12 protein-coding genes are annotated in these 13669 nt (G+C 51.9%); 4 read left to right on the plus strand and 8 right to left on the minus strand.

Features of this window, described 5'->3' with window-relative positions; all coding sequences use genetic code 11:
- Nucleotides 1–3: 3 nt before the first annotated feature.
- Nucleotides 4–231, minus strand: a complete 228-nt coding sequence (locus tag OGY17_RS22340; RefSeq protein WP_003027506.1) for a YejL family protein — start codon at nucleotides 229–231, stop codon at nucleotides 4–6.
- 134 nt (nucleotides 232–365) lie between these two features.
- Between OGY17_RS22340 and yejK the strand changes: the two genes are divergently transcribed.
- On the plus strand, nucleotides 366–1373 hold the full coding sequence (gene yejK, locus OGY17_RS22345; protein WP_048234884.1) for a nucleoid-associated protein YejK: 1008 nt from the start codon (nucleotides 366–368) through the stop codon (nucleotides 1371–1373).
- Between the two features lie 120 nt (nucleotides 1374–1493).
- Here the strand turns inward: yejK and rplY are convergent, their stop codons facing one another.
- Together rplY and radD are read right to left on the minus strand one after the other, a co-directional pair.
- A complete protein-coding gene (gene rplY, locus OGY17_RS22350; protein WP_003027502.1) occupies nucleotides 1494–1778 on the minus strand; it encodes a 50S ribosomal protein L25 in 285 nt (94 codons plus the stop codon).
- 124 nt (nucleotides 1779–1902) lie between these two features.
- Nucleotides 1903–3663: a DNA repair helicase RadD gene (radD, locus tag OGY17_RS22355; RefSeq protein ID WP_286608366.1), complete on the minus strand. Its 1761-nt coding sequence runs from the start codon at nucleotides 3661–3663 to the stop codon at nucleotides 1903–1905.
- A gap of 151 nt (nucleotides 3664–3814) precedes the next feature.
- Between radD and rsuA the strand changes: the two genes are divergently transcribed.
- From rsuA to OGY17_RS22370, 3 genes are all read left to right on the plus strand, one after another.
- The gene (gene rsuA / locus OGY17_RS22360) at nucleotides 3815–4522 is read left to right on the plus strand and encodes a 16S rRNA pseudouridine(516) synthase RsuA (protein ID WP_008785291.1); all 708 of its coding nucleotides are present in this window, start codon (nucleotides 3815–3817) and stop codon (nucleotides 4520–4522) included.
- Nucleotides 4523–4537: 15 nt separating this feature from the next.
- Nucleotides 4538–5728 carry a Bcr/CflA family multidrug efflux MFS transporter gene (locus tag OGY17_RS22365; protein WP_003834584.1) on the plus strand — a complete coding sequence of 397 codons (1191 nt, stop codon included), beginning with the start codon at nucleotides 4538–4540 and terminating at the stop codon, nucleotides 5726–5728.
- Nucleotides 5729–6061: 333 nt separating this feature from the next.
- On the plus strand, nucleotides 6062–6406 hold the full coding sequence (locus OGY17_RS22370; protein ID WP_085951589.1) for a YejG family protein: 345 nt from the start codon (nucleotides 6062–6064) through the stop codon (nucleotides 6404–6406).
- 3 nt (nucleotides 6407–6409) lie between these two features.
- On the opposite strand, the gene yejF is transcribed toward OGY17_RS22370, so the two are convergent.
- The 5 genes from yejF to OGY17_RS22395 all read right to left on the minus strand — a co-directional run bounded on the left by yejF (nucleotide 6410) and on the right by OGY17_RS22395 (nucleotide 13595).
- Nucleotides 6410–7999 carry a microcin C ABC transporter ATP-binding protein YejF gene (gene yejF / locus OGY17_RS22375; protein WP_267441451.1) on the minus strand — a complete coding sequence of 530 codons (1590 nt, stop codon included), beginning with the start codon at nucleotides 7997–7999 and terminating at the stop codon, nucleotides 6410–6412.
- Nucleotide 8000: 1 nt separating this feature from the next.
- A complete protein-coding gene (locus OGY17_RS22380; protein WP_003834577.1) occupies nucleotides 8001–9026 on the minus strand; it encodes an ABC transporter permease in 1026 nt (341 codons plus the stop codon).
- Nucleotides 9026–10120, minus strand: a complete 1095-nt coding sequence (locus OGY17_RS22385; protein WP_003834575.1) for a microcin C ABC transporter permease YejB — start codon at nucleotides 10118–10120, stop codon at nucleotides 9026–9028. The genes OGY17_RS22380 and OGY17_RS22385 overlap by 1 nt, the downstream gene beginning before the upstream one ends.
- Nucleotides 10121–11935 carry an extracellular solute-binding protein gene (locus OGY17_RS22390; protein ID WP_286608369.1) on the minus strand — a complete coding sequence of 605 codons (1815 nt, stop codon included), beginning with the start codon at nucleotides 11933–11935 and terminating at the stop codon, nucleotides 10121–10123.
- Between the two features lie 100 nt (nucleotides 11936–12035).
- Entirely contained in the window at nucleotides 12036–13595 is a 1560-nt protein-coding gene (locus OGY17_RS22395; protein ID WP_008785287.1) for a cyclic di-GMP phosphodiesterase, read from the minus strand.
- Between the last annotated feature and the right edge of the window lie 74 nt (nucleotides 13596–13669).

Consider the following 13669-nt stretch of genomic DNA (forward strand, 5'->3'; position numbering starts at 1 on the left):
CTCTTAATGCGCTTGGTCGTCGTTTACCGAAGACTGCAATGCGCGGGCAAAAGAGTTGGCAATCGCCTGGCGCTGGGCCGGTGCGATGCTTGTATTGATAAGGTTAGTCACCATGTTTCCCAGAACCATCAGGGAAAGGTCGGTCGGCGCCTTATGTTTTTCCAGTACGTTGAGCATCTCATTCAGCAGTTGTTCAACGTGTTCGTCACTATAGCGGGAAATTTGTGGCATAAATCGAAATCAGTCTGTTCATGAAAGGGCAACATATTACCGTACGGACAGTTTTTTTTCTGCTTTTTTATCTTCTATTGCGTCACTGCCCGGCAGGTGGTTGAATACCGCCCGGTCTAAAAGGAGAGTTTATCATGAGTCTGGATATCAACCAGATTGCCCTGCACCAGCTTATCAAACGTGACGAGCAGAACCTTGAGCTGGTCTTGCGCGATTCATTACTGGAACCGACAGCGACGGTTGTCGATATGATGGCTGAGTTGCATCGGGTGTATAGCGCCAAGAATAAAGCCTATGGCCTGTTTAGCGAAGAGAGTGAACTGGCGCAAACGCTGCGTTTACAGCGTCAGGGCGAAGAGGATTTTCTGGCATTTAGTCGTGCCGCGACCGGACGCTTGCGGGACGAGCTGGCGAAATATCCTTTTGCCGACGGCGGCATTGTCCTGTTCTGCCATTACCGCTATCTGGCGGTAGAGTATCTGCTGGTCGCCGTGCTGAACAATTTAAGCAGCATGCGCGTCAATGAAAATCTGGATATCAACCCGACGCACTATCTGGATATCAATCATGCGGACATCGTGGCGCGTATTGATTTAACCGAGTGGGAAACCAATCCGGAGTCCACACGCTATCTGACGTTCCTGAAAGGGCGGGTAGGGCGCAAAGTCGCCGATTTCTTTATGGATTTCCTCGGTGCCAGCGAAGGTCTGAACGCCAAAGCACAAAACCGTGGCCTGCTGCAGGCGCTCGATGACTTTACCAATGAGGCTCAACTCGATAAAGCCGAACGCCAGAACGTGCGTCAGCAGGTGTACAGCTACTGTAACGAGCAGTTGCAGGCTGGTGAAGAGATCGAACTGGAGTCGCTGTCTAAAGAGCTTTCCGGCGTCAGTGAAGTCAGCTTCAGCGAATTTACCGCTGATAAAGGCTACGAGCTGGAAGAGAGCTTCCCTGCGGATCGCAGTACGCTGCGTCAGTTAACCAAATTTGCCGGCAGCGGCGGTGGGTTAACCATTAACTTCGACGCTATGTTACTGGGTGAACGTATTTTCTGGGATCCGGCGACGGACACCTTGACCATCAAAGGTACGCCGCCGAACCTGCGCGACCAGCTGCAGCGCCGCACGTCAGGCGGGAAATAAAACCGTGTGCCGGGTGAGAGCGTTAACGCCTTATCCGGTCGACGAGAACCATCAGTATCGATGACAAAACCCCATAAAAAAACCCCGCCTTGGCGGGGTTTTTCTTCAACTTGTTTGCGATTACGCGCGAACGAAGTCGATGTGGGACAGCTTCGGCTTGAACGGGTGACGCTGTACAGCCTGAGCTTTAACTTTAACTTCTTTACCGTCAACAACGATGGTCAGAACTTCGCTGTAGAATTCAGCTTTAGCTTGCATGTTCATAACTGCATCGTGATCCAGTTCGATAGCAATCGGGGCTTCTGCGCCACCGTAGATGATTGCCGGGAACTTGTTAGCGGCACGCAGGCGGCGGCTCGCACCCTTACCCTGCTCTTTACGTACTTCAGCGTTGATAGTAAACATTTAAATCTCTCTTTAATAATTCCTGCTACAGGCGACCCAGCAACAGGTAAGTGATCTGCTTTGCGTATGCAAAAGCGGGCGAGATTCTATACTCAAACGGCAGGTACATCAATCAAAAGTACGATTAACCGCGTAAATCATGTGCCCGACGAAAGCGTCCTTCATAATCGAAGACCTTTTCACGGACCTGCCAGTACTGACCTTTCATGCGCGCCACCACGAAATCAGGATGCCGTAACAACGCCTGCTGATTGAGGATATCGGCGGCGGTTATCCAGCGTAAGGGTATACCGGGTGTTCGGGTGTGCGGGCGAATAAACAGTTGTTCGAAGGCCGTACGCTGCGCGGGAGTGTGCAGGCGAAAGCGTTCGCTGACGTCAGCGCCATCTTCATCGTAATAGGTGATTTTCAGCCATTCGCCTTTATCATCCTGCCCGTTTTGTAACACCATACCACTACAGCGCAGGACCAGCGCATCTTTGAGCCTGAGCGCGGCTTTCAGCATGTCATCCGGGTCAACCAGCACCGTGTCGCACTCCCGACAACGGCGGGCAGCAATGTCATTTTCCGCGTTGCACTGTGGACAGTTTTTAAAACGGAAACGAAAATCGCACTGTTCGCGATGGCCGTCATCATCTTCAAACCATCCCTGGCAGCGGCGGCCAAAATGTTCAATCAGCGTGCCGTCTGCCGTGGTTTTGCCCCAGAAGGTGTTTGCAAATCCGCAGGCAGGACAGAACACCTGTACCGGAACGTTGTCGCTTTTCCCTTTCGGTGCACCCACTTCCGGTGCGTACAGATCGTGCGGGTTGCCGGCATAATCGAGGATCAGACAGTCGGTTTTACCCGGTGCAAGGCGCAACCCACGACCGACAATTTGTTGGTAAAGGCTAACTGATTCCGTCGGGCGCAGAATGGCGATAAGGTCAACGTGCGGGGCATCAAAGCCGGTGGTCAGGACCGACACATTCACCAGATAGCGAAAGCGCTGGGCTTTGAACTCTTCAATCAGCACGTCGCGCTCAGCGCCTGGCGTATCCCCAGTGATTAGCGCGGCGTCGTCAGCGGGCAGCAGGCCCAGAATTTCTTTGGCGTGCTCAACGGTGGCGGCGAAAATCATCACCCCTTTGCGGGTTTGGGCAAACTCGACAATCTGGCTGATGATATGCGGCGTTATTCGTTGCTGCTTTTTCAGCTCCTGATTCAGATCCGCTTCGCTAAACAGGCCGTTACTCTGCGCCTGCAGGCGGCTAAAGTCATACTGCACGACCGGCATGTCGAGGCGTTCTGGCGGCGTCAGGTAGCCGTGTTTAATCATGTAGCGCAGCGGTAATTCATAAATGCAGTCGCGAAACAGCGCTTTTTCATCGCCGCGCACCATACCATGATAATGAAAATGATAAATCCAGCCCTTGCCCAAACGAAAAGGCGTGGCGGTAAGCCCGAGCAGACGTAAGTGGGGATTTACTTTAGTCAGGTGAGTGAGGATTTGCTGATACTGACTCTCTTCATCATCGCCAATACGATGGCATTCATCGACGATCAGCAGTGAGAATTCTCCCTGAAAGGCGTCCAGATTACGCGCTACCGACTGTACGCTGCCAAAGACCACTTTCCCGTGGCTCTCTTTACGCTTCAGGCCTGCGGCAAAAATATCGGCTTCCAGCCCCAGCGCACAATATTTGGCATGGTTTTGTGCGACCAGTTCTTTGACGTGCGCCAGTACCAGTACGCGACCATGTGCCACGCGGGCCAGTTCTGCAATCACCAGACTTTTGCCCGCGCCGGTTGGCAGGACGATAACCGCCGGGGTGCGGTGGTGGCGAAAATGGTTGAGCGTGGCGTCCACGGCTTCTTTTTGGTACGGGCGAAGAGTAAAAATCATGAGCTCATTAAGGTAAACAGCAACAATGTATAGTATGCCATGAATCATTTCCCTTGAGGGATGGTGTAACACCGCTATACTGGGCGGATAATAGTCCCACTTTTCGGGCGTAAACCCGCTTCTCGTATTTTTACAGGCAAAAATCACACTCATGCGACTTGATAAATTTATCGCTCAGCAACTCGGCGTCAGCCGCGCTATTGCCGGGCGTGAGATCCGTGCTAACCGCGTTACCGTCGACGGTGAAATCGTTAAAAACAGTGCCTTTAAGCTGCTACCAGAACACGACGTCGAATATGACGGTAATTCCCTGGTTCAACAAAATGGCCCGCGCTATTTTATGCTGAATAAGCCTCAGGGTTATGTTTGCTCAACCGATGATCCGGATCATCCGACGGTGCTCTATTTCCTTGATGAACCGGTTGCCTACAAATTGCATGCGGCAGGGCGTCTGGATATCGACACCACCGGACTGGTACTGATGACCGATGACGGACAGTGGTCGCATCGTATCACCTCTCCTCGTCACCATTGTGAGAAAACCTATCTGGTGACGCTGGAGTCGCCAGTGGCAGACGATACCGCCGAGCAGTTTGCCCATGGCGTACAGTTGCATAATGAAAAAGACCTGACCAAACCGGCTGTTCTGGAGGTCATTACGCCAACTCAGGTGCGATTGACCATCAGCGAAGGGCGTTATCATCAGGTAAAACGTATGTTTGCCGCGGTGGGTAACCACGTTGTGGAACTGCACCGTGAACGAATTGGTGACATCAGGCTTGATGACGATCTGGAGCCGGGTGAATACCGTCCATTGACCGAAGAAGAAATCGCCAGCGTTAACTTAACCCCGCGTTAATTTCAGGAGCTAAATGTGACCACCCGGCAGAACTCGTCAATTGCCATAGTCTTTATCCTTGGCTTGTTAGCCATGCTGATGCCGTTGTCGATTGATATGTATCTTCCGGCGCTACCTGTTATCTCAGAACAGTTTGGTGTGCCTGCGGGTAGCGCGCAGATGACCCTCAGTACCTATATTCTGGGGTTTGCAGTGGGGCAGTTGCTCTATGGCCCAATGGCTGACAGCATTGGGCGCAAGCCGGTGATTCTGGGCGGAACGCTGGTGTTTGCGGCGGCGGCAGTGGCCTGCGCCCTGGCGCAAACTATTGATCAACTGATCGTGATGCGTTTCTTCCACGGTCTGGCTGCCGCGGCGGCGAGCGTGGTTATCAACGCCCTGATGCGCGATATCTATCCGAAGGAAGAGTTCTCACGCATGATGTCATTCGTCATGCTGGTCACGACAATTGCGCCTTTGTTGGCACCTATCGTGGGTGGTTGGGTGCTGGTATGGCTTAGCTGGCACTATATCTTTTGGATCCTCGCCATGGCGGCTGTTCTGGCGTCGGTGATGATCTTTACGCTGATCAAAGAGACCCTGCCTGTAGAGCGTCGCCAGCCGTTTCGCCTGCGTACCACTATTGGCAACTTTGCCTCGCTGTTTCGTCATAAACGAGTGCTGAGCTATATGCTGGCCAGCGGGTTCAGCTTTGCCGGGATGTTCTCGTTTCTGAGCGCCGGACCCTTTGTTTACATTGAGATCAACCACGTTTCACCGCAGCATTTCGGTTATTACTTCGCACTGAACATCGTATTCCTGTTCGTGATGACTATCATCAACAGTCGCTTTGTGCGTCGGGTTGGGGCATTGAATATGTTCCGTACCGGTCTGTGGATCCAGTTCGTGATGGCGGGATGGATGGTCTTTAGCGCACTGTTTGGGCTGGGGTTCTGGGCTCTGGTCGTTGGCGTTGCGGCGTTTGTTGGCTGTGTATCGATGGTGTCATCAAACGCCATGGCGGTTATTCTGGATGAATTTCCGCATATGGCAGGAACGGCGTCATCGCTGGCTGGGACATTCCGCTTTGGCATTGGCGCCATTGTCGGGGCCCTGTTGTCTCTGGCGACCTTTAACTCGGCCTGGCCAATGATATGGTCGATCGCATTTTGCGCTACCTGCTCAATTCTCTTCTATCTTTACGCCAGTCGCGCTCAAAAACGGTGATCTATTACACAACCTGGGGGCCATAAGGTCTCCAGAGTTGATGTACATCAACCGCAAATCTATCATTTCCCCCGCTTATGTTTATTTTATGTAAAATCAATTTATGTAAAAAGTCACATCATTGTAGTTAAAAAGGTTGAGTTAGATCGCAGAAACGAGTACATATAGCCCGGAAATATGCCAGAACCGTTGAATAAATTTAATTACTGGGTTCTGTAAGCAGCATAAGTACTGGATGTAAACGTTTACCAACTGTCTAAAGACGTATTGTCAATGATGTGTTAATATTGATGTAAAATAATTGTGAAGCGATTGTGCTTCCAGGGAAAGAAAGTGATGACATTACAACTCTCAATCGTTCATCGTCTGCCGCAGAGCTATCGTTGGTCGGTGGGTTTCGCAGGTTCGAAAGTTGAACCGATTCCGCAAAACGGTCAGAGTAATGAGAACAGCCTGGTGGCACTCAAATTGCTCAGTCCTGATGGTGACAGCGCGTGGTCAGTCATGCATAAGCTCAGCCAGGCCCTCAGTGATATCGAGGTTCCTTGTTCCGTACTGGAATGTGAAGGAGAGCCGTGCCTGTTTGTGAATCGTCAGGACGAATTTGCCGCGACCTGCAGACTGAAAAACTTCGGCGTGGCTATCGCAGAACCGTTTTCAAACAACAATCCTTTTTGAGCGTCAGCTTAGCGCGAGCAGCTGACGCGTATAGGCCTGCTGTGGTGCGTTAAAGACGTGCTCGCATTGCCCTTGCTCCACGACCTCTCCCTGACGTAGCACAATAACCTGATGGCATAATGCGCGTACTACGTGCAAATCATGGCTGATAAAAATATAAGCCAGCCGATGCTTTTCCTGTAAGGATTTTAACAACGTCAGGATTTGCGCCTGTACGGTCCTGTCGAGCGACGATGTTGGTTCATCCAGAATGATCAGGGAAGGTTTGAGAATCAATGCTCTGGCAATAGCAATGCGTTGGCGTTGTCCGCCAGAAAACTCCGCAGGATAACGATGTCGCGTTTCGCTATCCAATCCCACTTCCGCCATTACCGCTTTCACCTGTGCCTCGCGTTGTTCGGCTGACAGGGTAGGCTGATGAACGCGCAACCCCTCCTCGATAATCTGTAGCACGCTCAGGCGTGGGTTCAGCGAGGAGTTGGGATCCTGAAATACCACCTGAATACGGTGACGGACCGGCAACAGCTGGCGTCGATTTAAGGTATGCAGTGCCTGCCCATCGAACACAATGCTTCCCTGCGAGGTGATTAACCGCAGAAGCGCCAGCCCGGTGGTGCTTTTTCCGGAGCCTGACTCTCCAACCAGCCCCAGCGTTTCACCGGGCCGGAGGGAAAAACTGACGTCGTTAACGACGATGTTGTGGTCCACCACGCGCTTCAGGATACCTTTGCGGATAGGAAAGGCGACGCGGAGTTTTTCCACTTCCAGCAACGGAGCTTGCCCGACAGGCAAAGGTACCGGGTCGCCGGAAGGTTCGCTGTTTAACAATTTCTTCGTGTAGGGATGCGTTGGCGCAGTGAGCAACTGTGCTGCTCTATTTTGCTCAACGCACTGGCCGTTTTGCATGACCGCCACGGTATCGGCCAGTTTTTTCACAATACTCAGGTTGTGGGTGATGAACAGTAATCCCATGTTCAGCTCGCGCTGTAGTTCCCTCAGCAATTGCAGGATCTGTGCCTGGACGGAAACGTCCAGTGCGGTAGTCGGTTCATCAGCAATAAGCAGCTCAGGTCGTGTCAGCAGTGCCATGGCGATCATCACACGCTGGCGTTCACCGCCGGACAGCTGGTGTGGGTAATCTGCGAGACGTTTGGCCGCCTGACGGATGCCAACGCGATCCAGGCAGGTCAGGATTTCTGCCCGCGCCGCTTCCCGACGCATTCCCCTATGCAGCGACAGCACTTCATAAAGCTGTTTTTCCAGATTGTGGAGCGGGTTCAGTGACACCATCGGCTCCTGGAAAATCATGGCGATTTTATTCCCCCGTACGCCGCGAAGCGTCTGCTCGTTGGCGTGAAGTAATGATTCACCATGAAAACGGATGTCCCCGGAAGGGTAAACTACCGGAGGGGACGGTAACAACCGTAGGATAGAAAGCGCGGTCACGCTTTTCCCCGAGCCAGACTCGCCCACCAGCGCTAGCGTTTGTCCGGCATCAACCCGTAGTGAGAGGGCATTGACTACGGTGCGCACGGTCTCTTGTTGACGAAAACCTACCGATAAATTTTCAATGGCTAACAGAGGTTGTGTCATTTTAAATCGCCTTGTTGGGATCAAACGCATCGCGTACCGCTTCACCAATAAAGATCAGCAGCGATAGTAGCAGGGCAACGGAGATGAACGCGGTGATGCCAAGCCACGGTGCCTGCAGGTTGTTTTTACCCTGTAACAGGAGTTCTCCCAGTGATGGCGAGCCAAGCGGTAAACCGAACCCAAGAAAATCCAGTGAGGTTAGGGTGGTTATCGAGGCGCATAAAATAAACGGTAAAAAAGTCAGGGCCGCGACCATCGCGTTGGGCAGCATATGACGCAGAATAATACTGCGATCGCTTACGCCTAGCGCTTGAGCGGCTCGAATGTAATCAAAGTTTCGGGTACGTAAAAATTCCGCGCGCACCACGCCAACCAGGCTCATCCAGCCAAACAGCACAGTAATGCCCAGCAGCCACCAGAAGTTAGGCTGGACCACGCTCGACAATAGGATGATGAGAAACAGCGTTGGCATTCCTGACCAAACTTCAATGAATCGTTGCCCCCACAGGTCCACCTTGCCGCCATAATAGCCCTGAATTGCGCCAGCCATAATGCCCATCACGCTCGAACAGAGGGTGAGCATTAGACCAAACAAGACAGAAATACGTGTGCCGTAGAGGATGCGCGCCAGTACATCACCGCCGTTGGCGTCTGTTCCCAGCCAGTTTTGTGCGGAAGGCGGGGAAGGGAAGGGCTTATCGGTGGCAAAGTTAATGCTGGTGGCCCCAAAGCGTATTGGTGCCCACAGGATCCAGCCCTGGTTTTCCAGGCGCTGTTGTAGCCACGGGTCCTGATAATCAGCCTGAGTCGCCAGCGGTCCGCCGAAGTCGCTTTCACTGTAGTTTTTGAACAGGGGGAAATACCAGCTATTGTCGTAGCGCACCAGTAGCGGCTTATCATTGGCAATCAGTTCTGAACACAGGCTAAGACCGAACAGCACCAGAAAAATCCACAGCGACCAGTAGCCGCGACGATTGTGGCGAAAGCGCGCCCAGCGGGCCTGATTGACGGGGCTTAATCGCGACATTAGCGTCCCTCAAAATCAATACGAGGATCGACCAGCGTATAGCTGATGTCGCTGAGGATATTCAGCAGCAGACCGATCAGGGTGAAGATATAAAGCGTGCCAAACATTACCGGGTAGTCGCGTGATACGGTGGATTCATAACCCAGCAATCCCAGGCCGTTAAGTGAGAACATCACTTCAATCAGCAGTGAGCCGGTAAAAAACATGCTGATAAACGTTGCCGGGAAGCCGGCGATCACCAGCAACATGGCATTGCGAAACACATGTTTCCACAGAATATTTTTCTCGCTGACCCCTTTAGCGCGTGCGGTGACGACATATTGTTTGCGCACCTCATCCAGAAATGAGTTCTTGGTCAGCATAGTCAGCGCGGCAAACCCACCAACCACCGTCGCCAGCACCGGCAGGGTAATATGCCAAAGGTAGTCGGTTACTTTCTGATACCAGGGCAGGGAGTCAAAATTGGCGGATACCAGCCCGCGAAGCGGGAACAGGTCGTAGTAGCTTCCCCCGGCAAAAAAGACGATCAGCAAAATGGCAAACAGAAAGGCCGGTATGGCATAGCCGATAATAATAAATGCGCTGCTCCAGACATCAAACCGGCTGCCGTTATGCACCGCTTTGCGGATCCCAAGCGGTATCGACACCAGATAGATGATGAGCGTACTCCACAGCCCCAGCGTGACGGAAACAGGCAGGCTGTCTTTGATAAGCGTCAGCACCGAGGCGCTACGAAACAGGCTGTCACCGAAATCGAAACGAATGTAATCCCAGAGCATTTTGAAGTAACGCTCATGAATGGGCTTATCGAACCCATAGCGGCGAGTGATTTCGGCGATCACTTCCGGGTCCAGACCCCGTCCGCCTCGATAATTACTGTCGCTGATGTTACCAACGCCGGTTTGCGCGTGGCTGGCACGAACACCTTCGCTACCCGCGCCGGGTAATGCCCCGCTTTGCCCGAACTCAATGGCGGCGACGGCCTGTTCAACCGGGCCGCCTGGGGCAATTTGCACGATAAAAAAGTTGATGGTGATGATGGCCCAAAGCGTTGGGATCACCAGCAGTAGACGTCGAATCAGATACGCGCCCATTTATTCTCCCTGTCGTCTGGCTGCGGGCAGTTTCGCCGCTTTGTTGACGTCATACCACCAGTTGTCGAGGCCAATGGTGTAAATTGGGCGAATAGCAGGATGCGAAAATTTATCCCACCAGGCGATGCGATCCTCTGCCATAAACCACATCGGCAACATGTAGTAGTTCCAGGTTAATACCCTGTCCAGTGCCCGGCCCAGTGGGATCAATTTGGCTTTATCACCTTGTGCCGCGATGATTTGGTCGATCAGTTTATCAATCACCGGGCTTTGTACGCCGGGGGCGTTGTAGCTGGAATCAATATATTGAGAGGCCCACAGAATTTGCAGGTCCGAACTCGGCCACGGCATCGCGCGATACAACCTCGGCATCATGTCATAGTCGCGACTGCGCAGGCGGTTCGTGATTTGTGAGTTATCCACCTGGCGGATATTCATGGTAATACCTAAGCGCTGCAGGTTGTGCTGGAACGGCAGCACCCATTGACTGTTGCTGCCCGCCGGGAGCAACAGTTCAAAGCTCAGAGGTTTACCGCTGGCGCTGTTTACGCGCTGCTGACCCTTTAGTACCCACCCGGCCTGCTCCAGTAAGGTATCGGCTTTCAACAGGTTGTCGCGGTCGTAGCCATCGCCTTTTGATTTTGGCGGCTGATAGATTTGGCTAAAGACCTCAGAGGGGAGATCTTTTTTCAAGGGCGCGAGTATCACCAGCTCATCTGCGTCGGGGTATTTTGTCGCGGCATATTCGGTATTCTGAAAATAGCTGTTGGTCCGGCTCCAGGCATTATAGAACAGCGCTTTATTCATCCATTCAAAATCAAAAGCCAGCGTGATGGCTTCCCGTACCCGTCGGTCGCTGAATACCGGACGCTGAATATTAAATGCCAGCCAGCGGGTATCCTGCGCGGACTTGTTTTTTTGCTCATCTTTGATGATGTAATGATTCGCGAAATTTTTCCCGGTATAACGCGTCGCCCAGTTTTTGGCATCATTTTCAAGACGCAGATCAAACGCACCGGCCTTAAACGCTTCAAAGGCGACGTTATCATCCAGATAGTAGTCGTAGCGGATGGTATCAAAGTTCCAGCGTCCACGATTGACTGGCAGATTAGCGGCCCAATAATCTTTGACGCGCGAATAGACAATATACTGGCCCATCTTCCATTTCGTAATGCGATAAGGGCCACTGGCGAGCGGCGGCGATGATAAGGGATCGCTGAGCTTATGATCTTTCCAGTACTTCTCTGGCATCACGGGTAATGAAAACAGGCTGAGCATGTCCTCTTTACCCGGTTTGGCTAATTCAATGCGTACGGTTAATGGCGCGATGGCTTTTACCGTTGTTCCCTTGTAGACCAGACGAAACTGCGGCACGCCTTCAGTCATAAATTTGTGGAAGGTGAATGCGACGTCGCGGGCGGTAATGGGTGAGCCATCGTGAAAACGCGCTCGTGGATTAATGGCAATTTCTACCCAGGAATAGTCGTCAGCATAGCGTGCGCTGTCGGCAATGAGCGGGTAATAGCTACCAGGTTCATCGTCAGAGGTCGTAAACAACGTATCGTAAAGCGTTTCGGTACGTGCACCAGGGTTACCGCGCATCGCATAGCGGTTAAAGTTGTCAAACGTGCCAATGGCGGACAGGGTGATTTGACCCCCTTTAGGGGCTGCGGGATTTACATAATCGAAGTGATTAAAGTTAAATGCGTACTTCGGTTCACTCAGTACGGCAAAAGCATAGCTTTCTTTGATGGATTGCGCCTGGGCGCTAAACCCGATGAGGGTAATAAACAGAAACAGTACGCGAGGGATCATATAAAAGCGATTTCCTTTTCCTGCCACAACCCGACGGGCATCATGCCTGAAAGATAAGGGATGTAGCGGCGAGTGAGAGTATATGAATCGCATACTGCGATCACCACGTCGGCTTATTGGGCTGTGCCATCCAACGCACAAAATCAGCAAGCTTTAATGGTCGGCTAATCCAGTATCCCTGGAAAAAATGCACCCCACGATCGCGCAGCCAACGGGCTTGCTCAGGAGTTTCTACCCCTTCCGCAACCGTCAGCATATTAAGACGTTTAGAAAGTGTCAACACGGCGTCCAGAACCGGAGAGGTCAGGGTTTCCGTCCCGATGGCGTTAATAAATCCGCGATCGATTTTCAGGTAGTCAACGGTAAAGCGTTCCAGATAAATAAGCGCGCTATGGCCGGTGCCAAAATCATCAATCGCAATTTCAAAACCTGCGGAATGTAGCCATTCAAATAGCTTTGTGGCCTCGTGCTGATTGAGCATATCTCGTTCAGTGATTTCCAGCACTATCTGAAAATAGTTTGCGGGAAGTGAAGCGTGCAGGTGCCGGATGTCGTCTTTAAATGTCTCGCCATGCAGATGCGATGGCGCGATATTGATCCCCAATTTTGCGCCAGCGGGTAACACTTTTTGTAGCGCCGGGGCATCCTGGGCGATCAACTTAAAGAGATGCTGAGTCAGCGGGACGATCATTTTCTGTGATTCAGCGTAATGAATAAAGGCATCCGGTGGGATCTCGCCCGTTGTTGGGTGATTCCAACGTAACAGGACCTCGACGCCTTTCACTTCCAGCGTTTGCATCTCTACGACGGGCTGGTACACCACATAAAACTGGTTATGCTTGATGGCGTTGAGGATATCTTTGCCTGGGCGTAAACGGATGCTGTAGATGTAGTACCAGAGGAGAAGGGCGGCAATAATCCCGGCCATACATCCCAACAAAATAGAATACCAGACGTCGGTATAGCTCCACTCTTGTGCGTATAAGCGAATTTTAAGCGGGATCCCTTCAAGAGTGGCCTGCCGCCAGGAGGTATGAGGAAGAGCGGAGACATCGATGATTCGCGATGAGAATGTCGAAATTGCGGTATTACCGACGATAATCGCAATACCGTCAAAATCATCCTGCCGGGCGGTATAGAGCAGATAAGGTGCCAGATTGATATTCAGTGAGGTAAATACGCCGCTATCGTTGAACGACGCGTTTCGGTGCCAAATCATGATCGCTGGTTTGTCCGGCATCATGGGCGTACCGGGAAGTAATTCCACATCAATATTTCTGCTGATATCGAGGTTTGGTATCAAATCCAAAATCGGAGTGAACATGGAACCTGTCGCGGAAGAGCAGAAAGCGATGCCGTCTTTTACCAGCAAGAAAGCGCGAACGTTCAGGCTAAATGCTGCACTGGAGGTCAGCTTAGCGCCGACTTGTTGGCAACTGTTGGCAACCAGCGGCTGAAGGGCATCGGTGGTGGTTTTGAGGTCGGTGAAGTAGCTGCTGACGTAATTCTGGATATCGGCAAGGAGCGTGTCGTACTTAACTTCTCGTTTATGCCAGGTGACGAAAAACTGCAGGGTACTCACGAGTATTGCGACGATAAGCCCCGTTAACATACAGGAAAGCAGGATTTTCCGACCGGATGAAGAAGAGCGTCTGAACATAGATCCTTATTTTACCTGATTTAACCGCTTACTCTGTATGAATATAACCTGAAATGACTCATGTTGTGAGATTT

The sequence above is a fragment of the Citrobacter sp. Cpo126 genome (assembly GCF_030332445.1).
In the GTDB taxonomy this organism is placed as follows: domain Bacteria; phylum Pseudomonadota; class Gammaproteobacteria; order Enterobacterales; family Enterobacteriaceae; genus Citrobacter; species Citrobacter portucalensis.

Coding starts and splice junctions, on each gene's coding strand:
- OGY17_RS22340 (WP_003027506.1), bottom strand. CDS start 231: ATGCCACAAATTTCCCGCTATAGTGACGAACACGTTGAACAACTGCTG.
- yejK (WP_048234884.1), top strand. CDS start 366: ATGAGTCTGGATATCAACCAGATTGCCCTGCACCAGCTTATCAAACGT.
- rplY (WP_003027502.1), bottom strand. CDS start 1,778: ATGTTTACTATCAACGCTGAAGTACGTAAAGAGCAGGGTAAGGGTGCG.
- radD (WP_286608366.1), bottom strand. CDS start 3,663: ATGATTTTTACTCTTCGCCCGTACCAAAAAGAAGCCGTGGACGCCACG.
- rsuA (WP_008785291.1), top strand. CDS start 3,815: ATGCGACTTGATAAATTTATCGCTCAGCAACTCGGCGTCAGCCGCGCT.
- yejF (WP_267441451.1), bottom strand. CDS start 7,999: ATGACACAACCTCTGTTAGCCATTGAAAATTTATCGGTAGGTTTTCGT.
- OGY17_RS22380 (WP_003834577.1), bottom strand. CDS start 9,026: ATGTCGCGATTAAGCCCCGTCAATCAGGCCCGCTGGGCGCGCTTTCGC.
- OGY17_RS22385 (WP_003834575.1), bottom strand. CDS start 10,120: ATGGGCGCGTATCTGATTCGACGTCTACTGCTGGTGATCCCAACGCTT.
- OGY17_RS22390 (WP_286608369.1), bottom strand. CDS start 11,935: ATGATCCCTCGCGTACTGTTTCTGTTTATTACCCTCATCGGGTTTAGC.
- OGY17_RS22395 (WP_008785287.1), bottom strand. CDS start 13,595: ATGTTCAGACGCTCTTCTTCATCCGGTCGGAAAATCCTGCTTTCCTGT.